Source organism: Rhodococcus sp. S3 (genome assembly GCF_058211795.1).
In genome coordinates this window covers 1130266-1149667 of the sequence record NZ_CM177074.1, presented here as the reverse complement: position 1 = coordinate 1149667, position 19402 = coordinate 1130266, and the positions used below count along the sequence as shown (strand labels likewise).

Annotated in this window: 16 protein-coding genes and 1 tRNA gene; 6 read left to right on the top strand and 11 right to left on the bottom strand. The window is 69.3% G+C overall.

Going from position 1 to position 19402, the window contains the following annotated elements; all coding sequences use genetic code 11:
* Positions 1-15: 15 nt before the first annotated feature.
* From AC0LPE_RS05485 to AC0LPE_RS05460, 6 genes are all read right to left on the bottom strand, one after another.
* The gene (locus AC0LPE_RS05485) at positions 16-678 is read right to left on the bottom strand and encodes a nucleoside triphosphate pyrophosphohydrolase (protein WP_016691474.1); all 663 of its coding nucleotides are present in this window, start codon (positions 676-678) and stop codon (positions 16-18) included.
* Positions 675-4328, bottom strand: coding sequence for a transcription-repair coupling factor (mfd, locus tag AC0LPE_RS05480; RefSeq protein WP_490605754.1), 3654 nt, complete (start codon positions 4326-4328; stop codon positions 675-677). The genes AC0LPE_RS05485 and mfd overlap by 4 nt, the downstream gene beginning before the upstream one ends.
* Before the next feature lie 113 nt (positions 4329-4441).
* Positions 4442-5017: a PIN domain-containing protein gene (locus tag AC0LPE_RS05475; RefSeq protein WP_490605753.1), complete on the bottom strand. Its 576-nt coding sequence runs from the start codon at positions 5015-5017 to the stop codon at positions 4442-4444.
* 66 nt (positions 5018-5083) lie between these two features.
* Positions 5084-5413: a helix-turn-helix domain-containing protein gene (locus tag AC0LPE_RS05470; RefSeq protein WP_016691471.1), complete on the bottom strand. Its 330-nt coding sequence runs from the start codon at positions 5411-5413 to the stop codon at positions 5084-5086.
* Entirely contained in the window at positions 5410-6051 is a 642-nt protein-coding gene (locus AC0LPE_RS05465; RefSeq protein ID WP_490606310.1) for a ScbR family autoregulator-binding transcription factor, read from the bottom strand. The genes AC0LPE_RS05470 and AC0LPE_RS05465 overlap by 4 nt, the downstream gene beginning before the upstream one ends.
* 83 nt (positions 6052-6134) lie before the next feature.
* The gene (locus tag AC0LPE_RS05460) at positions 6135-6740 is read right to left on the bottom strand and encodes a TetR/AcrR family transcriptional regulator (protein ID WP_172415033.1); all 606 of its coding nucleotides are present in this window, start codon (positions 6738-6740) and stop codon (positions 6135-6137) included.
* A gap of 192 nt (positions 6741-6932) precedes the next feature.
* Between AC0LPE_RS05460 and AC0LPE_RS05455 the strand changes: the two genes are divergently transcribed.
* The 6 genes from AC0LPE_RS05455 to AC0LPE_RS05430 all read left to right on the top strand — a co-directional run bounded on the left by AC0LPE_RS05455 (position 6933) and on the right by AC0LPE_RS05430 (position 13901).
* Positions 6933-7004: transfer RNA gene (locus AC0LPE_RS05455), tRNA-Gln, on the top strand.
* Positions 7005-7082: 78 nt separating this feature from the next.
* Complete coding sequence (glmU, locus tag AC0LPE_RS05450; RefSeq protein ID WP_026060992.1) at positions 7083-8558, top strand: bifunctional UDP-N-acetylglucosamine diphosphorylase/glucosamine-1-phosphate N-acetyltransferase GlmU; 1476 nt, start codon at positions 7083-7085, stop codon at positions 8556-8558.
* Positions 8555-9532: a ribose-phosphate diphosphokinase gene (locus tag AC0LPE_RS05445; RefSeq protein WP_006553847.1), complete on the top strand. Its 978-nt coding sequence runs from the start codon at positions 8555-8557 to the stop codon at positions 9530-9532. Before glmU ends, AC0LPE_RS05445 begins: the two co-directional genes overlap by 4 nt.
* A gap of 33 nt (positions 9533-9565) precedes the next feature.
* On the top strand, positions 9566-10195 hold the full coding sequence (locus AC0LPE_RS05440; protein ID WP_160873891.1) for a DUF2461 domain-containing protein: 630 nt from the start codon (positions 9566-9568) through the stop codon (positions 10193-10195).
* Positions 10196-10352: 157 nt separating this feature from the next.
* Positions 10353-11036: a hypothetical protein gene (locus AC0LPE_RS05435; RefSeq protein ID WP_026060991.1), complete on the top strand. Its 684-nt coding sequence runs from the start codon at positions 10353-10355 to the stop codon at positions 11034-11036.
* A gap of 222 nt (positions 11037-11258) precedes the next feature.
* Positions 11259-13901: a helix-turn-helix transcriptional regulator gene (locus tag AC0LPE_RS05430; RefSeq protein WP_490605752.1), complete on the top strand. Its 2643-nt coding sequence runs from the start codon at positions 11259-11261 to the stop codon at positions 13899-13901.
* Here the strand turns inward: AC0LPE_RS05430 and AC0LPE_RS05425 are convergent.
* The 5 genes from AC0LPE_RS05425 to egtA all read right to left on the bottom strand — a co-directional run bounded on the left by AC0LPE_RS05425 (position 13870) and on the right by egtA (position 19368).
* Positions 13870-15096, bottom strand: a complete 1227-nt coding sequence (locus AC0LPE_RS05425; protein ID WP_490605751.1) for an MFS transporter — start codon at positions 15094-15096, stop codon at positions 13870-13872. The two genes, AC0LPE_RS05430 and AC0LPE_RS05425, sit on opposite strands and share 32 nt — an antisense overlap.
* Before the next feature lie 64 nt (positions 15097-15160).
* On the bottom strand, positions 15161-16117 hold the full coding sequence (gene egtD, locus AC0LPE_RS05420; protein WP_088899095.1) for an L-histidine N(alpha)-methyltransferase: 957 nt from the start codon (positions 16115-16117) through the stop codon (positions 15161-15163).
* Entirely contained in the window at positions 16114-16863 is a 750-nt protein-coding gene (egtC, locus tag AC0LPE_RS05415) for an ergothioneine biosynthesis protein EgtC (RefSeq protein WP_088899094.1), read from the bottom strand. The genes egtD and egtC overlap by 4 nt, the downstream gene beginning before the upstream one ends.
* Entirely contained in the window at positions 16856-18148 is a 1293-nt protein-coding gene (gene egtB, locus AC0LPE_RS05410; protein WP_088899093.1) for an ergothioneine biosynthesis protein EgtB, read from the bottom strand. Before egtB ends, egtC begins: the two co-directional genes overlap by 8 nt.
* A complete protein-coding gene (gene egtA, locus AC0LPE_RS05405; protein WP_490605750.1) occupies positions 18145-19368 on the bottom strand; it encodes an ergothioneine biosynthesis glutamate--cysteine ligase EgtA in 1224 nt (407 codons plus the stop codon). Before egtA ends, egtB begins: the two co-directional genes overlap by 4 nt.
* Positions 19369-19402: the final 34 nt, after the last annotated feature.

Sequence of the window (19402 nt, the reverse complement as noted above, 5' to 3'; positions counted from 1 at the left end):
CCGGATACTCGTCGCCTAGGAGGCGGTTCTCCAGTAGCGGCGCCACGTTTCCTCGTCGAGCCCGCCGCGCGGAACACCGTCGGTGTGCGCGGCCTCCTCCGCCGCCCGGATCGATCCGGCGAACGCGAGGATCGCCGACCGGAGCGTCGACTCCGTGTCACCCGTGCCGGTGATCCGGACGACCCGCAACGCCTCGGGCACCAGGTCCTCCGGGAGGCCCGCCCGCATCGCGCGTTCGATCACCTTGTCGGCCAGGGAGAGTGCAGGCTGCGCCGTCGCGATCCCGTCGAGGCACGACGCGCGTGCCTTCTCCGCCTTCTTCGCGACCTCCCACGCCGCTTCCTGCTCGGCGACGTCGAGCGGACCGGTGTGGCCGTTGGTCAGGTGCGGGCTGCGCGCTGCCAGCTTGGCGACGAGCGTCGCCGCCACGTCGTCGACCGTGAACTGCCCGTTCGCCTCGGCGATCCGGGAATGGAACAGCACCTGCAGCAGCAGGTCGCCGAGTTCTTCGCGGAGCTCGTCCGGATCACCCGACTCGACGGCGTCGAGGACCTCGTAGGTCTCCTCGATCAGATAGCGGCGCAGACTCTCGTGGGTCTGGGTGACCTCCCAGCCCCCGAACGACCACAGTCTGTCCATCACGGCCGCCGCCTCGGCGAGAGCGGTGTAGTCGGTCATGCATTCACCGTCGCCGCGCTGTTCAGATCCACCGAACCCTGCGGCTTGCCGTCGAGGGCGAGCAGGAAGTCGGCGATGTACTGCAGCAACGCCACGTCGCGCACCCGATCCGATCCGACCCCGCCGGTCCGCGGGATCGGCAGCTGCACCAGACCGCTGGTCGCGCGGTACTGCGCGCCCGGATACAACCGCTTGAGCCGCATCTGCTTCGAGTCGGGCAGCTCCATCGGCGAGATCCGGATCTGGGTGCCGGTGACCGCGACCTCCTCGAGGCCGTACTCGCGGCACAGCAACCGCAACCGGCCGACGGACACGAGCCGCTGGACCTCCTCGGGCAGCGGACCGTAGCGGTCGACGAGTTCGTCGACGACCGTGGCGATCGCGGCATCGTCGTTCGCGGCGGCGAGTTTGCGGTACGCCTCGAGACGCAGCCGGTCGGACGCGACGTAGTCGGCCGGGATGTGCGCGTCGACGGGAAGGTCGATCCGCACCTCCTTGGGTGCTTCGTCGGTGGTGACCGTGCGGCCGTCGGCCGCGGCGCGGTACGCCTCGACGGCCTCGCCGACCAGCCGCACGTACAGGTCGAAGCCCACGCCGGCGACGTGACCGGACTGCTCGGCGCCGAGAACGTTACCGGCGCCGCGGATCTCGAGGTCCTTCATGGCCACGGCCATACCTGCGCCGAGATCGGAGTTCTGCGAGATCGTGGCGAGCCGGTCGTAGGCGGTCTCCGTCAGCGGCTTCTCCGCCGGGTACAGGAAGTACGCGTAGCCACGCTCGCGCGAACGCCCGACGCGACCGCGCAGCTGGTGCAGCTGCGACAGGCCGAGCGAATCCGCGCGTTCGACGATGAGCGTGTTGGCGTTGGAGATGTCGAGACCGGTCTCGACGATCGTCGTGCACACCAGCACGTCGAACTCGCGCTGCCAGAAGCCCTGGACCGTCTTCTCGAGCGTCTCCTCGTTCATCTGCCCGTGCGCGACCGCGACCCGTGCCTCGGGGACGAGATCGCGGAGTCGCTTGGCGGCCTTGTCGATCGAGCTCACCCGGTTGTGGACGTAGAAGACCTGGCCGTCGCGCAGCAACTCCCGGCGGATCGCCGCGGCGACCTGCTTGTCGTTGTAGGCACCCACATAGGTGAGGATCGGGTGCCGTTCCTCGGGCGGGGTGAGGATGGTCGACATCTCGCGGATCCCGGCCATGCTCATCTCGAGGGTTCGCGGGATCGGTGTGGCCGACATCGTGAGCACGTCGACGTGCGTGCGCAGCGCCTTGATGTGCTCCTTGTGCTCGACACCGAAACGCTGCTCCTCGTCGACGATCACGAGACCGAGGTCCTTCCAGCGGATCCCGGTCTGGAGCAGACGGTGGGTGCCGACGACGATGTCGACGGTGCCGTCGGCCATGCCCTCGGTGATCGCGCGCGAGTCCGACGCGTCGGTGAACCGGCTCAGTCCCTTCACGGTCACGGGGAAGGCCGCCATCCGCTCGGTGAAGGTCTGCAGGTGCTGCTGCGCGAGCAGGGTCGTGGGGACGAGCACCGCGACCTGCTTGCCGTCCTGTACCGCTTTGAACGCCGCACGCACCGCGATCTCGGTCTTGCCGTAGCCGACGTCACCGATCACGACGCGGTCCATCGGCACCGCCTTCTCCATGTCGGCCTTGACCTCGGAGATCACCGTGAGCTGGTCCTGCGTCTCGGTGAAGGGGAAGGCGTCCTCCATCTCCTTCTGCCACGGCGAGTCGGGCGCGAAGGCATGGCCGGGCGAGGCCTGCCGCGCCGCGTACAGCCGCACGAGTTCGCCGGCGATCTCGCGAACCGCTTTGCGCGCCTTGCGCTTGGTGTTCGCCCAGTCGGATCCACCGAGCTTGCTGACGGACGGCAGTTCGCCGCCGACGTACCGGGAGAGCTGGTCGAGCTGTTCCATCGGCACGAACAGCTTGTCGCCGGGCTGGCCACGCTTGCCGGGTGCGTACTCGATGACGAGATACTCGCGGCGGGCGCCACCGACGGTCCGCTCGACCATCTCGACGAACTTGCCGATGCCGTGCTGGTCGTGGACGACGAAATCACCGGCGTTCAGGGCGAGCGGGTCGACCTGGTTGCGACGCTTGACGGGAGTCTTGCGGCCCTCGGTGACGACGCGGTTGCCGGTGAGGTCGGCCTCGGTGACGACCACCAGCCCCGGCACCACGTTGTCGTCGTTGCCGGGGAGGACCACGCCCTCGTGCAGGCAGCCACGCATGACGCCGACCTGCCCGCGCACCGGCTCGGTGCCCGGTTCGAGCTTCGCGGCGGGGACCTCGTTCTCCTTCAGCCGCTCGAGGATCCGCTGTCCGGTGCCCGCACCGGCGACGACGATCACCGCGCGGCCCCCGGCGGTGACGTGGGCGCGCAGGTTCACGAACAGCATCGACAGCAGGTCCTCGGAACCGCGGACCTCGGGGGCCGGCTGCACGTCGAGGACGAGTTCGGTGTCGGCACCGGAGGCGAGCGGGCTCAGCGTCCACCACGGTCTGCCCGCGGCCTGCGCGGCCTCGCGCACCTGGCGCAGCGACCGGTAGGCCGACGCACCGAGATCGAGCTTCCGGCCGTCCACACCGTTGAGGTTCGAGGTGTCGAGCGGCGCCGCACCACCGATCGAGGCGGCGGTCCACGACGCCTCGAGGAACTCCTGCCCGGTGCGAGCGAGATCGCTCGCGCGGGTGCGGACCTTCTCCGGATCGCAGATCAGCACGTGCGTCCCGGCGGGCAGAACGTCGGTGAGCAACTGCAACTCGCCGGGCTGCAGCACCGGCAGCAGCGCTTCCATGCCCTCGACGGGGATGCCGCCGGCCATCTTGTCGAGCATCTCGACGAGCGCCGCATCGGCCGGGTTGTCCTGGGCGAGCTGCGCGGCCCGGGCCTTGACCTCGTCGGTGAGCAGCAGTTCGCGGCACGGCGGCGCGACCAGCACCGGCACGTCGACCTCGGAGATCGAACGCTGGTCGGCGACCGAGAAGCAGCGCAGTTCGGTGACCTCGTCGCCCCAGAACTCGACGCGGACCGGATGGTCGGCGGTGGGCGGGAAGACGTCGAGGATGCCACCGCGCACCGCGAACTCACCGCGCTTGCCGACCATGTCGACGCGGCTGTACGCGAGTTCGACGAGCCGCTCGACGAGTTCCTCGAAGTCGTGTTCGGTGCCGACCCGCAGCGTGACGGGGTCGATCTCGCCGAGTCCGGGGGCCATCGGCTGCACCAGCGACCGCACGGTGGCGACGACGACCTTCAGTTCGGGCCCGAGGTCGCGATCGCCGGGACGGGCGAGGCGACGCAGGACGTGCAGGCGACGGCCCACCGTGTCGGCGCTCGGCGACAGGCGCTCGTGCGGCAGGGTCTCCCACGAGGGGAACTGCGTGACGCCCTCGCCGAGCATCTCGGTGAGTTCGGCGGTGAGATCGTCGGCCTCGCGTCCGGTGGCGGTGACCACGAGCAGAGGTGTCTTCTCGGCCAGCGCCGCAGCGACGAACGGCCGCGCGGCGGGTGGTGCGACGATCTCCTGTTCGGCGGAACCGGCGAGCTCGCCGATCCTGCGCAGTCTGTCGTCGGCCAGCGCGATCCGCGCCAATCCGGACAGTGGGACAGCGGCCGGGGGCACAGCAGACAAGGAAGGCGCTCCTGAGTGTGGGACGAGAACCTTGTCGAGTCTATTCCGCTGTTCCCCGGGCGTCACCGCGCCGTGGCGTGACGGGCGCTACCGCGCCGGGGTCGCGAGGATGATCACCGCGTGGGGACGAGAAGGTCGGCACTGCTGGCACCGAGCTCGCGCGCCGCCCACTCCGCCAGCTTTGCGAACAGTTCGTCGTCGCCCGCCTCGCGCCGGGTGTCGTCGTCGGCGAGCCAACGGCGGCGCACCATCCTCAGCAGTGCCGCGCGGGTGCGGGCGGGATCGGCGTCGAGCGCGAAGGTGACGAAGGCGTCGGGCGTCCACGCTTCGATACCCGACCGTTCCAGCGCCCCGGTGAGCTCGGGGTCGGCGGTGACGACAGCGTCGGCGTGGCACAGCAACGCCACCGACGTCACGTGCGCCTCCCTCGGTCCCGTCACGTGCGGCACCTCGCGGAGCACGGCGGTGGGCCAGACGACCCGGGCGTCGGGGAAGGCGCGGTCGAGTTCGGCGAAGAGGAAGTCGCGGGCGGGACGCAGCAGTTCCTGCGGCAGTCGGCGGTCCACCTCCGCGATGATCCCGTCGCTCCAGAAGGGTTGGTAGAGGCCGTCTTCGGCAAGGGCGAGCGCCACATCGCGCAGGCGGGGACGGGCGAGGACCGTCGCACCGAGCACCACTCGAACCGGCATCGTCACCCTTCGTCGAATCGTCGGAACGAACCGTACCGTGCTGCCGCGGCGGGCCGCGTCATGCTGTCAGAACGGGTCGTACAGTCCTTCGCGCCGTGTGAGGTCGGCGAGTCCGTCGAGGACGGTCGTGACCACCTCCGCCTGCTGCTTCGCGAGTTCGAGGACGTCGGAGCGCGACACCCGCCGGTGCAGGCCGTGGAAGTCGGCGGCGAGTGCGCCGGTGTCGACCAGGCGCGCGACGTGCCGGCGCGAGCAACCGAGGACGTCGGCGGCCTGGGCGATGGTCAGCAACGGCGGCACGACACCGATCGTCACGGCGGTGTCGGGCCCGAACCGGTCGAGCAGACCCGCCAGCGCCGCCGGGGCCTCCTCCGCGGAGAACGGCCCGAAACTCACGACTGCAGCCGCAGACGGCGCTCCACGAACTGCCGGAAGTATTCGAGCTTGTTCGCCGGCACCAGCGCGGGCAGGATCATCCGCCACATCGCGCCCGTCTGTTCGGCGAGCCGTTCGGTCGCCGTGAGGGCGTTCGCCATGATCCGGGCACCCATCGCCTGTTCGAGCAGCAACAGGGAGACGGCGTGGACATCGACGTCCTCGACGAGGTCGCGCTCCTCGGCCGCCCTCGCGGCCAGCTCCTGCAGGCCGGTCTGCCAGATCTCGTAGGGTCGGTGCTCGGTGCCCTGGTAGTCGCCGATCTCGACCAACAGCCGGAACATCGCCCGCACCACGGAATCGGTCTCGGACATGTCGACGTGCAGGACCGACAGGTCGATCAGCGTCTCGAGCGCCGGGGAACGGCGGTCCATCTTGGATTCGGCGGCGGCCTCGAAGCGGAGATAGCCGGAGTCGATCACCCCGCGTGCCAGTTCTTCCTTCGAACCGAAGTGGAAGTACAGCGCGCCCTTGGTGACGCCGGCCTCCTCGATGATGTCGCCCAGGTTCGCGTCCGCGTAGCCGTCGCGCACGAAGATCGTGGCTGCGCCCTGCAGCACCGATTCGCGTGTCACCTCTGCGCGTACTTGTCGTCCCACCACAGCCTGCCTTCTCACGGGTATCCCAACGATAACGCGACTTACCTGAAAGTAGAGAGCAGACGGTCCCGAAAACGAGAGAACTATTCGGAAACCGGAGGTTCCCCGAGCTTGGGGTCCGCTTCCAGACCGATGAGGCCGTTCCAGCACAGGTTCACGAGGTGGGCTGCCACATCCTCTTTCGAGGGGGTGCGGCGGTCGAGCCACCACGTCGCGGTGGTGGCGACCATGCCGACGAGCGCCTGGGCATAGAGTGGAGCGAATTCGGGGTTGAGGCCCCGCCGGGAGAAGTCGCCGGTCAGCAGCTCCCCCACCTGCCGCATCGCCTCGTTGAGCAGGCTCGAATAGGTACCTTCCTCGGCGGACATCGGCGAGTCTCGCACGAGGATGCGGAAGCCGTCGGTGCGCTCCTCTATGTAGGTGAGCAGAGCGAGCGCGGCCCGCTCGACGCGGATCCTCGAGCGGTTGCGGGTGAGGCTCTCGGTGACCATCGACATCAGCACGGTCATCTCGCGGTCCACGACCACCGCGTAGAGACCTTCCTTACCGCCGAAGTGCTCGTAGACGACCGGCTTGGAGACCTGCGCCCGCTGAGCTATCTCCTCTATGGAGGTGCCCTCGTAGCCGCGCTCGGCGAACAGCGCGCGACCGATCTCGATGAGCTGTTCCCGACGCTGCGTGCCCGTCATCCGGATCCGCGGAGTGCGCTCGGTTCGCTTCTGCGACGCCTGCGACACAGGTCCTCCTTCGGCGGCGGGACGTACTCGAACGTTCGACAGCCTATCCATTCCCGATCGCGCCACCCCAGGTTCGACGCCGAGGCCGTCTCGTGCGAGGATCGGGGGCGCACGCCCGCCGGTTCCGCCGCGGGGGTGTGGCAGTCCGCCGTGGTGTAATCGGCAGCACCTCTGATTTTGGTTCAGATAGTTCAGGTTCGAGTCCTGGCGGCGGAGCGGGAACCGTCCCGGGGAGCCTCAGCGCTTCCCGGTGCACGCACGGACCGGCGTGCAGAAACGTGTCGAGGGAGCTACATGCAAGTGCAGACCGCGATCGTCGTGCTGGCAGCCGGAGCAGGAACAAGGATGCGGTCGAAGACACCGAAGGTGTTGCACACCCTCGGTGGACGCACGATGCTCGCGCACTCCCTGTACGCCGCCGCCGCACTCGGACCCGCCCATCTCGTCACCGTCGTCGGGCATCGCCGCGAGGAGGTCTCCGCCGAGGTGAGTGCCGTCGCCGCGGGCCTCGATCGCGAGATCGAAGTGGCCGTCCAGGAGGAACAGCTCGGCACCGGCCACGCCGTGGAGTGCGGTCTCGACGCCCTCCCCGACGACTTCGACGGCACGGTCGTCGTCACCGCCGGCGACGTCCCGCTGCTCCGCTCCGACACCCTGCAGGAGCTGCTCGACGCGCACCTCGACACGGAGCCGGCCGCCGTCACCGTCCTCACCACGACAGTGTCGGAGCCGACCGGCTACGGACGCATCGTGCGCACCACCGACGGCGATGTCGCCGCGATCGTCGAGGAGAAGGACGCCTCCCCGATGCAGCGCGCGATCCAGGAGATCAACACGGGCGTATACGCCTTCGACGTGGCGGCGTTGCGATCGGCCCTCGGCAAGCTGAGCGACGACAACTCGCAGGGCGAGCTGTACCTGACCGACGTCGTGAAGATCGCCCGCGGCGAGGGCCGCACCGTCCGCGGTGTGCACACCGACGACGCCGTGCAGGTCTCCGGCGTCAACGACCGCGTCCAGCTCGCTGCACTGAGCACCGAACTCAACCGGCGCCTGCTCGAGCACTGGATGCGCGAGGGTGTCACGGTGATCGACCCGGCCTCGACGTGGATCGACGTCGACGTCGTGCTCGGCACCGACGTCACCATCCATCCGGGTGTGCAGTTGCGCGGCCGCACGGTGATCGCCGACGACGCGGAGGTCGGCCCCGACACGACGCTGACCGACGTGCAGGTCGGCGCCGGCGCCACCGTGGTGCGCACCCACGGTTCCGACGCGGTGATCGGCGCGGAGGCCACGGTCGGCCCGTTCACCTATCTGCGTCCCGGCACCGAACTCGGCGCGTGCGGCAAGCTCGGCGCCTTCGTCGAGACGAAGAACGCGCAGATCGGGGCGCATTCGAAGGTCCCCCACCTCACCTATGTCGGCGACGCGGAGATCGGCGAGCACTCCAACATCGGAGCGTCGAGCGTGTTCGTCAACTACGACGGGGTGACGAAGTACCGCACGGTCGTCGGGTCACACGTCCGGACCGGGTCGGACACGATGTTCGTCGCTCCCCTCACGGTGGGCGACGGCGCCTACACGGGCGCCGGAACAGTACTCCGTCGCGACGTTCCTCCGGGGGCGCTGGCGGTGTCGGGTACGCCACAGCGCAATATTGAAGGGTGGGTCCAGCGAAATCGCGCCGGTACCCCCGCTGCCGAGGCAGCATCGAGAGCACAGCAGCAGCACGACCACGATCGCCAGAAGGACGGCCAGAACCAGTGACCAATTGGATCGACAACCAGAAGAACTTGATGCTCTTCTCCGGCCGGGCCCATCCCGAGCTGGCGGAGCAGGTCGCGAAGGAACTGGGCGTCCCCCTCACCCCGCAGACTGCACGGGACTTCGCGAACGGTGAGACGTTCGTGCGTTTCGAGGAGTCGGTGCGTGGTTCGGACGCCTTCGTGCTGCAGAGCCATCCGTTCCCGCTGAACCAGTGGGTCATGGAGCAGCTCATCATGATCGATGCGCTCAAGCGTGGTTCGGCCAAGCGCATCACCGCGATCCTGCCGTTCTACCCGTACGCCCGTCAGGACAAGAAGCACCGCGGCCGCGAGCCCATCTCCGCCCGCCTGATCGCCGATCTGCTCAAGACCGCCGGCGCCGACCGCATCATCACGGTCGACCTGCACACCGATCAGATCCAGGGCTTCTTCGACGGTCCGGTCGACCACATGCACGCCCAGGGCCAGCTCGCCGAGTACATCCGCGGCAAGTACGGCGTCGAGAATATCGCCGTGGTCTCCCCCGACTCCGGTCGTGTGCGTGTCGCCGAGAAGTGGGCCGACACCCTCGGTGGCGCGCCGCTGGCGTTCATCCACAAGACCCGCGACCCGCTGGTGCCCAACCAGGTCAAGTCGAACCGCGTGGTCGGTGAGGTCGACGGCCGCACCTGCATCCTGATCGACGACATGATCGACACCGGCGGCACCATCGCCGGCGCTGTGAAGATCCTCAAGGAGGCCGGCGCGGGCGACGTCATCATCGCCGCCACCCACGGTGTGCTCTCCGATCCGGCCGCCGAGCGCCTCGCTTCGTGCGGCGCCAAGGAGGTCATCGTCACCAACACGCTGCCGATCCCGCCGGAGAAGCAGTTCGACTGCCTCACCGTGCTGTCGATCGCTCCGCTGCTCGCGCAGACGATCCGCGAGGTCTTCGAGAACGGCTCGGTCACCTCGTTGTTCAACGGGGTCGCCTGACCTTCCGCTCGACGACGGGGCAGACTTGTCCGGGTGTTCACCGGATTTCCCGTCGCGGCCCTCGACTTCTACGACGATCTCGAGGCCGACAACAGCAAAGCATTCTGGGCCGCGCACAAGGCCGTCTACGACGACTGCGTGCGCGGCCCGATGCTTGCCCTGCTCGCGGAACTCGAGGAGGAGTTCGGGGAGGGCAAGGCCTTCCGTCCGTACCGCGACGTGCGGTTCAGCAAGGACAAGCTGCCGTACAAGACCCATCAGGGCGGATTCGTCTCCGTCGCGCAGAGCGTCGGTTACTACGTCGAGATCAACGCCGCGGGGCTGCGGGTCGCCGCGGGCCTGTTCCACGGTTCGTCCGATCAGATCGCCGGTTACCGGGCCGGGGTCGATCACGACCGTCGCGGTCCCGAGCTCGGGAGGATCGTGCGCAAGCTCGAGCGCGCGGGATACGAGATCGGTGGCGACCGGTTGAAGTCCCGGCCGCGCGGCGTGGACGCCGATCATCCCCGCATCGAACTCATGCGTCACCGGTCGCTGTGGGCCGGCCGGACGGAGATCTCCCCGCCGTGGATCGACAGTCCGCGCACCCTCGAGGAGGTGCGTTCGGCGTGGCGCGAGTTCCGGCCGCTGGTGCGCTGGCTCGCCGCCGCTACCGCAACGTGATCCGGCAGACCGGGTGGTATGGAAATGCTGTGTGGCGCAATGGTTTGAAGGACGCGCCGGGAGGGGAATGATCTTCGTCACGCCGCGCGAAATCGTCGCAGGTCGTGCGAGACCCCCCTCCCCTGCGTAACTCGGCTTTCACCTAAAGTGGCACCTCGTGACCGACGCGCAAACTCTCGAAGCCCCTACGGAAAACGCGACAATCCGAACGGTCCGACGATGGTCGCCGGGTGCGTGCGTCTGGTGTGGTGACACCGACTCGGTCGAGGTCTTCCGCAACGAACCTCGCTGTGCCACATGCCGTAAGCACGAAGCCGTCATCGACGAGGCCCGCAAGTTCATGGGCATGTACGGCCTGCGCCCCATCGGCGGCACCCTGCAGTCCGACGACGAGGAGGAGTACGAGCACCGCCTCGCCGCCCGCGAGGCCCGCCGCGCCCTCAACGACATCCGTCTCGCCGAGCAGCCCGACCCGGCACTCGTGCGCAAGGCGCTGCGTCCCCGCGCCGCCGCGATCACCGAGAGCCACACCGGTTCCTCCGCGCAGACCTCCACGCGTCCGTCCTCCGCATCCCGAAGCTCGTCCTCGTCCTCCTCGCCCAAGCCGGCGAAGACCGCGGCTCCGGTCCGGACGGGTGCCGTGGACGTCGAGGAGATCCAGACCCGCGCCCTCGCGCTGCTCGATCAGCTCTCCGCGATCGACGCGCAGCTCGCCCTCGTGGCCGAGCAGAGCGGTCTCGCCGCCCGCGCCCGCCGCAGCGATCTGGAGAAGCAGAAGGCGACGATCCTGCGCACCCTCGCCGCACTCGAGAAGGCACGTCTGAGCGCATCCGGCAGCTAGTCGCCGGACCGCACCACCGCAGCCCCGCCCCGCTCCGTCGAGTCCGCTCGACGATCCGGGTGCGGGGCTGCGGTCGTTACTGCACGTCACGGTAGGTGTCGTTACCCCACCTCACGACAACGGACCGGGTAGTCTGTGATCGACCAAGGGCCTGTCGGGGGGGCGCTGCTCGGGCGTTCTCGCCTGCGCGGATCCGGGCCGAAGCCTTCCGAAGGAGTGCGCGTGAGTGTTTCCGACTCCCCTCGCGTCGGTGCACCCGCGTGGCGTTCGTTGTCCTCGGCCCTGGCGCGGCCCCGGCTGTTCGCCTGTCTCGACCGGTGCTCCACGCTGACGGTGGTCGACGCTCCCCCGGGCTTCGGCAAGCGGACCCTCGTCGCAGGATGGCTCCATCAGGGTGGTGGACCCGACCACACGATCGTCTGGGTTCCCGAACTCACCGCATCCGGCGACGGCGACCTGTCCGAGCGTGTGCTCGAGGTCCTCGCCGACCACCCGGCCGTCGAGGCCGCCCCCGAGGGTCCCGACGATTCCCCGTTCGAGCGTGTGGTCCGTACCTTCCGCGATCTGGGCTCACCCTGCCTGCTCGTGCTCGCCTGTGTGTCGCCGCGGAACTCGGCCGAGGTGCTCGAAGGAACCCTCCGGCTGCTCGATCGCTGCCCGCGGCTCGATGCGATCGTCTGCCTGCCGGGAAACAGCACCGACATGACCGAGGTCGTCCTCCGCGGGATCGACTCCACGTACATCCCGGCCGCCGACCTCGCCTTCACGGTCGAGGAGACGACGACGCTGTTGCGCGACGCCGGACCGGAACGCTCCGACAGCGAGTGCGAGGTCGTCCGACGTGCGCTCGGTGGGGTGCCGACGCTTGTATCGGCGGCCGCGGTCGTGGCCCGGAGCCGGCCCCAGCGCCTGATCGACTCCCGGGGACTGCCGACACCCGCCCTGGCCCGCCTCGTGCGGACCTACGTCGAGAACCGGCTCGACGAACTCGACGACGCGCACCGCGAGTTCGCGTTCTCCGTCGCCGCGGCCCACAGTGTCACCGCCCACCGGGCGGCCGAACTGACGGGCGCGGAAGATGCCTCGGATGCACCGGCGACACCTGCCGCCTCAGGAGCACCGGCGACACTCGCCGCCTCACGAGCACTGGCGACACTCGCCGCCGCAGGCCTCGTGATGGATTCGCCCTTCGACGATCCCCGGACGTGGCGGTGGCCCGACGCCGTCCGCTCCTGTGTGCTCGACATCTCCCGCCGGGAACACCCCGGACGGGTCGACGCACTGCTCGTCGAACTGGCCCGGGCGCACCGCGACGCCGGCAATCCCGCCGAGGCGTCGATCTATGCCGTCGAGGCCGGCGACTGGCAGACCGCCGTGGCGATCGTCGAGGAATCCTGGGCGCGCATGGTCGACAGTTCCTTCGACGTTCTCGTCAAGGTGCTCCGGCAGATCCCCGACCAGGAACTCGGCGACCATCCGTCGGTCCAGGCCGGTCGCGCGCTGTTCACACAGATGCTCGACGAACATTCGATCCTGCACGCCTCCCTGCCCACGGATCCCGACGAACTCGCCGAGCTCGGGAAGACGCCCGGCGCCGCGCAGGCCGTCTACGTCGCGACGGTGCAGACCCTGACCCTGCGGGTCTCGGGCGAGTTCGGTGAGGCCGCGCGGTTGACGCTGCTGTTACGTCCGCTGGTCCATTCGATCCTCGAACACCGGTCCGACGATCTCGGCCCGCAGCTTCCGCTGCTGCGCGTGCAGTGGGCGATCACGCTCCAGCTCGCCGGATATCTGACCGAGTCCACCACCGTCTTCCGCCGCGCCTACCGCGGTGCCTACGCCGCGAACATCGCCTTCGTCATCCAGAACGCCGCAGGCAGCTCGGCGCTGAACTGGGCGGTGACCGGCGACAATCCGCGCGCCCGGGAATGGCTGCGCACCGAGAGCAACGCCGAGCCCACCGAGGGCCGCTGGGGCGAGATGGTCAAGGTGGGCGGCCGGGTGGCGTCCACGCTCGTCCACCTCGACTCGCTCGAGCTCGACCGTGCCGTCGGATATCTCGACGAGCTCGGCGTCCCGCGGGTCTCGGAGGAACTCTGGGGATTCGTCGCCTACGGCCGGGCCTACTACAACCTGGTGACGGGCAACGCCTACGACGGACTCACCGAACTCCACCGGCTCATCGCCTCGCACCACGATCTGTTCGCCCGCGGCGCGTTCTCCCGCATCCTGCTCGGGGCTGCCGAGATCGATCTGCATCTGGCGCTCGGCAACGGCAACCTCGCGCGCGCCCTCGCCGAGGAGGCGCCGCAGAACCATCCGATACTCGTGGTGACGAATGCGCGCGTCGAACTGTTCACCGGCCATCCCGACGTCGCGCTCGAGAAGCTCAAGCGCGTTCACTGGACGGAGTGCGGCTTCCCGCGCGCACATCTCGAGGCGTTGCTCGTCGAGGCGAGCGCCCATCTCGATCTCGACGAGAAGGACGCCGCGGTCCGCAGTTGGCAGCGGGCCTGCACACTCGCCGAGGCCCTCGGCAACCGCCGCGCATTCACGACTCTGGCCGAAGGTGTCGCCGGGCGTCTCGCGGAACTCGGCGGTCCCACCGGCCCGGACGAAGCGATCGGGTCCGTCTTCACCGAACCCGTCACCCACGTCGAACTGTCCCGGCGTGAGACGGACGTGCTGGAGTTGCTCGCACTGGGATCGACGCACGCCGACATCGCGAAGAAGTTGTTCGTCTCGCACAACACGATCAAGACCCAGTTGCGCAGCATCTACCGCAAGCTCGGGGTGCACACGCGGGTGGAGGCGATCGGCCGGGCGCGTGATCTCAGGCTGTTGCCGGTCCGCCGGTCGCTGTAGCCGAACGCGCACGCATCCGGGCGGTGAGCCGCAGATCGAGCGCCCACACGACGCCCGCGAGCGCCGCCAGTCCGACACCGAGCACGCACACAGCGGTCCACCCACCGGCGCTCCACGCCATCGTGCCGAGCGCCGAACCGGATGCCGCCCCGACGAAGTAGCCCGTCATGTAGACCGAATTGACGCGCGAGCGGGCGTCGGGGTCGAGGGCGTACACGATGTTCTGGTTGGTGATGTGCACGAGATTGAGCGCGAGGTCGACGACGAGCATCCCGACGACGAACCACACCAGCGAACTCCCACCCGCCGCGAGCGCCGCCCACGACGCGATCAGCGTGAACACCCCCACCGCCGTCGTCGGCGGTCCGTAACCGCGGTCGACGAGCCGGCCCGCCGCGGTCGCGGCGAACGCACCGGCCACCCCGGCCAGCCCCACGAGGCCGATCTGCAGGTCGTCGAGGCCGAACGGCGGGTCGGACAGCAGGAACGCCATCGTCGAGAACAGCGCACCCACCGACGCGAAACCCAGTCCGCCGAGCAGCGTCCTGGTCCGCAGGCGGGGATGCGTGACGATCAACGTCCCGAGGGATCGCAGGATGCTGCCGTAACCCTGACGGACCACCGGTGGCGTCGCCGGCAGCACCCGCCACAACGCGAGGGCCACAATCACCATGGCGACCGTGCTCACCCGGTAGACCGTCGTCCAGCTGTCGCCGAGTTCGGCGAGGATGCCCGCGACGCTCCGGGCCACGAGGATCCCGACGAGCAGGCCGCTCATCACGGTACCGACCGCGCGACCCCTCGATTCCGGCGTCGCGAGGGTCGCTGCGAACGGCACCAGTACCTGCGCGGCCACCGAGAACAGACCGGCGATCGCGGTGCCCACCACGAGCACCCCGATGTTCGGTGCGAAACCGCTCAGCCCCTGACCCGCCGCCGCGGTCAGCATGAGCATCACCGCCAGTCGCCGCTGCGGGAACATGTCGCCGAGCGGCACGAGGAACAGCAGGCCGAGAGCGTAGGCGACCTGTGCGACCGTCACAGTGGAAGCGGCGGCCGATCGGGAGGTGTCCAGCGCTTCGGCGATGGAGTCGAGCAGCGGCTGGTTGAAATAGTTGCCGCCCACACACAGACCCGTCGCCACGGCCATGAGCACCAGGACCGGGGTCGTCAGGACGGCACGGGAGGACGTCATGTCCTCCAGCGTCCCGTGTGGGCGCGGCGGAAGTCGAATCGCCTCGTCGGCCGCCTGTCGAGGGCTACTCCCGGGACGCGGCGAGCAGGACGAACCGTCCGTCCGGATCCACCCATTCGTGCCGGACGACGAATCCCGCGTCGGCGAGTTCCTGCGAGATACCGACGAGGCGGAACTTCGCGGAGATCTCGGTCCGGATCTGCTCCCCCTCGGCGAGGGTGATCTGCAGATCGAGGCCCGGGATACTCACGTCCATCGCCTCGGTCGCCTCGAGGCGCATCTCGATCCACTCGTTCTCCGGGTCCCAGACGGCACGATGCACGAACCGGGCGGGATCGAAGTCGGCGCCGAGCCGGGCGTTGAGCACCCGCAGGACGTTCCGGTCGAACTCCGCCGTCACCCCCGCCGCGTCGTCGTAGGCGGCGATCAGGGTGTCGCGGTCGATGACGAGCCCGGCGCCGAGCAGCAACCACTCGCCGGGGTCGAGGATCGCGGCCGTCCCGGCAAGGAACTGTGCGCGCTCGCTCGGGACGAGGTTGCCGATCGTGCCGCCGAGGAACGCGATCGCGCGTTTCCCGCCGGCAGGAAGATGCGCGAGCGAATCGGTGAAATCGCCGACCACCCCGTGCACCGTCAGGTTCGGATACTCCGCCGCCAGTCTGGTGACGGCCGACCGCAACGCCGGTTCGGAGACGTCCTGCGGCACATAGGTGTGGAGATACGGTTCGAGGGCGTCGAGCAGCACGTGCGTCTTCTCCGACGACCCGGAGCCGAGTTCGACGAGCATCTCGGGGCGGGCGGCGTCGGCGAAGTCGGCGGCGTGCTGTCGCAGCAGGGTGAACTCGGTGCGCGTCGGGTAGTACTCGGGCAGCCGCGTGATCTCGTCGAACAGTTCGCTGCCGCGCGCGTCGTACAGCCAGGTCGGTGACAGGTACTTGGGATCGGACGTGAGTCCGCGCCGTGCGTCCTCGCGCAGTTTGGCGTCGAGGTCCTCGGGGCGCAGATGCACGTCGACGATCACGGTGAGCCGACCTCCAGTGGTGAGACGATGAGTTTGCCCGGCATCGCAGCGACGAGATGCCGGTCGGGTACGGGTTTCCAGCGACTGTCGTCGTCGAACGGTTCGGACGCCACGATCGCGACCTGCTCGTCGACGAACGTCCACAGCGAGTGGTACCAGGCGGTGGCCCAGATCCCGGATTCGTTGCACAGCAACATGTTCAGCCGTGAGTCCGGTGCGAGTTCCAGCACGTCGTGGACGAGTGAGATCAGTGCCGGTTCGGGATCGGCCGAGCGCAGCCGCGATTGGAGCAGGAGCCACAGCGTGGCGGCGTCGGTGGGCGATTCGAGCCGCAGCAGTTCGGCGACGGGCAGCGCGGCGGCGAGCGTGACGAGCGATCCCGGCCAGCCCCGGACGACACCGTTGAGGCTGAACGCCCACCGGTCGTCGGAGAAGGGTGCGGACGCCGATCGTTCGACGGGCATCCCCTCGGTGGCCGAGCGGGTCGCGGCGACGACGGTGCGCGACCGTATCGACGTCAGGCCTTCACCGACGAAGGAATCGGACCAGATCGGCAACGCCGACCGGTAGCGTCCGAAGGTGCCCTCGGCACTCCACCATCCGACACCGAAACCGTCGGCGTTGATCGTGCCTCCCCCACGCATGTCGGTGGGCGCCCACGACTGGCGGAGCAGTGAATTGGTTCCGGTGGACAACAGTGCGGCGACGTTCGTCTCCGGTCCGATGTACGCCAGATGTCTACACATCGCCCGTCCCGTACGCGACGCGGAGCCCGGAGAAGATCTGGCGGCGGATGGGCAGATCCCAGTTGCGGAAGGTTCCGCGGCACGCGACCTCGTCGGTTCCGAAGGAGCCTCCGCGCAGCACCCGGTGTCCGTCGCCGAAGAAGACCTCCGAGTACTCGCGGTACGGGAACGCGCGGAAGCCCGGATAACCGGTGAACGGGGTGGACGTCCACTCCCACACGTCGCCGATCAGCTGGTGCACTCCGAGCGGTGACGCTCCCTGCGGATACGCGCCGACGACGGCGGGACCGAGATGACGCTGACCGAGATTGGCGTGGTCGGGGCCGGGATCCTCGTCGCCCCACGGGAATCGGCGGCTTGCTCCGGTGGCCGGATCCCAGCGTGCCGCCTTCTCCCATTCGGCCTCGGTCGGAAGACGTCCACCGGCCCAGCAGGCGAACGCCTCGGCTTCGTGGAAGCACACGTGCACGACCGGCTCGTCCGGGTGCAGCGGCGCGGTGCGACCGAAGGCCGTTCGGTTCCATCCGGTTTCGTCGCGACTCCAGAATTGCGGGGCCTCGAGACCGGCGTCGAGGCGATGCCGCCAACCGACCTCGCTCCACAGTTCGGGCCGCTCGTAGCCACCGTCCTCGACGAACTCGAGGTACCGACGGTTGGTGACGGGCACCGCGTCGAGCTCGAACTCCGGCACCTCGACGACGTGCGCCGGACGTTCGTTGTCGAGGGCCCACGGATCGGTGGACGTGCCCATCTCGAATGCGCCGGCGGGGATCCGGACGCGTTCGGTGTCGCGGACGGTTCCGGTGCGCGGCGCGTCCGGCGCGTCGAGCAGCGGCGGCCCCTGCCGCAGTTGGTGAGTCGCGAGCATCGTCTCGTCGTGCTGCTGTTCGTGTTGTGCGACCATCGCGAAGACGAAGCCCTCGCGGGTCAGCTCGTCGTCGAATGCACTGTGCTCGAGCACGTCCCAGGTGAGATCGCGGACGGCACGCGCGTAACCGCGGGCGGCGTCGGGGTCGAGCAGCGGCAGCCCCGTGCGGGTCGCGCGGGGATGCCGGAACGCGTCGTAGAGATCGTCGATGTCGCCGCGGACCGCAGGGCGCCGGCCCGCGACCCGCACGAGCCAGCGTTCCTCCTGGTTGGCGATGTGCGCGAGATCCCACACCAGCGGGCTCATCAACGGCGAATGTTGTGCGGTGAGATCCTGTTCCGGCACGGAGGTGAGTACCTCGGTGCGGGCACGCGCCCGCTCGAGGTGACGCCTGAGCGCAACACGAGCAGGTGTCACCGCACCTCCTCACCCGGCGCCAGTCCGCGCAGGCACCGTGCCGCGGCCGCGTCGAGCGCCGCGGTGAACCGCATGTCGCGGGAGGACTCCGCCGCGAGCGAGAGCAGACCCGCTGCGGCAGCACGCAATTCGAGCGATGCGAGACCGACGCGGGCCGCCTCGGCCCACTGGTCGCGCACCGGGGCGGCGATCGCGCACGCCTCCACGGAGACCTCGGGTGCCGACAGCAACGCCTCGAGGGCCGCGACGGGTACCTGCCACGACTCGGCCGGTTGCGCATCGAGATAGCGCACCTCGAGGTGCCCGCACGGCCGAACGGGCGGGAACAGCGTCGTCATGTGGTAGTCGAGGTCGTCGACGGTGGGTCGACGACGGATGTCGGCGTCGAGCTCGCCCGCGAGCCATGCCGCGAAGGTCGCGCCGGGCGGTGCGTACCACTCGGGCAGCTCCGAACGCACGCAGGTCAGCGGTGCGTCGAGCACCCACGCGGGGTAGTCGGCGGGATGGTCGACGTGACCGAGAGCGGGATCGAGTTCGAGCCACGTGCGCATCCGCTGCGACGCCCAGTCGCCCTCCGGAGCGCCCCGCAGCCGGGGCGAGCACGCGAAGGCCGCGATCATCGCCGGGCCGATGGCGTGGAGCAGCTCCCAGCGCTGCACGATCTCCGCCTCGTCGCGTCCCGCATCGACGGAAACCTGCACCGACGCAGTGCTGTTCATCATGAGCCGGCCCATCGGGCCGATGCGGTCGTAGCGGAGTTCCATCGCCCCGTAGCGCGGGGTGCGTAGCAGACGGTGGGGAGGCCGCACCTCGTCGGCGGCGCGGTCGAGCATGATCACCGACCGGCGGGCCAGCAACGCCCGGAGCATGCGGAGGTCGGCCGTGAGCCGATCGCACACCTGCCGCGCCGAGGTGCACGGCACGCTCGACAGCTCGACCTGACCACCCGGCTCGACGCTGACCGCACTGCCCGACGGCAGGGGACGGGCGGACGACGACGGCGCCACCGTGCGCGGTGCGTGGGGCCCGAGGGCCTCGACGAGCGTCGTGAGTTCGGGACGCGATTCGGTGCCGTCGGCCCGCGCGGTGAGCCATTCGAGTTCGACCCCGATCAACCTGGGAATTCCCAGCCGGAACGCCCTGCTGCGGACGTGATCCTCCGCTGCTGCTCGGGAGCCGAGTTCCTTACGGGCACGGGAGGCCGGGGCATCGACTGCCATTGCCATTCGTCCACCCCCTCGGCCGGTGCGCCAG

Bases quoted from the DNA above. Each gene is read 5' to 3' on its own strand.
- AC0LPE_RS05425 (WP_490605751.1), bottom strand. From the start codon at position 15,096: ATGACGTCCTCCCGTGCCGTCCTGACGACCCCGGTCCTGGTGCTCATG.
- AC0LPE_RS05475 (WP_490605753.1), bottom strand. From the start codon at position 5,017: ATGCCGGTTCGAGTGGTGCTCGGTGCGACGGTCCTCGCCCGTCCCCGC.
- egtA (WP_490605750.1), bottom strand. From the start codon at position 19,368: ATGGCAGTCGATGCCCCGGCCTCCCGTGCCCGTAAGGAACTCGGCTCC.
- AC0LPE_RS05485 (WP_016691474.1), bottom strand. From the start codon at position 678: ATGACCGACTACACCGCTCTCGCCGAGGCGGCGGCCGTGATGGACAGA.
- glmU (WP_026060992.1), top strand. From the start codon at position 7,083: ATGCAAGTGCAGACCGCGATCGTCGTGCTGGCAGCCGGAGCAGGAACA.
- AC0LPE_RS05460 (WP_172415033.1), bottom strand. From the start codon at position 6,740: ATGACGGGCACGCAGCGTCGGGAACAGCTCATCGAGATCGGTCGCGCG.
- egtC (WP_088899094.1), bottom strand. From the start codon at position 16,863: ATGTGTAGACATCTGGCGTACATCGGACCGGAGACGAACGTCGCCGCA.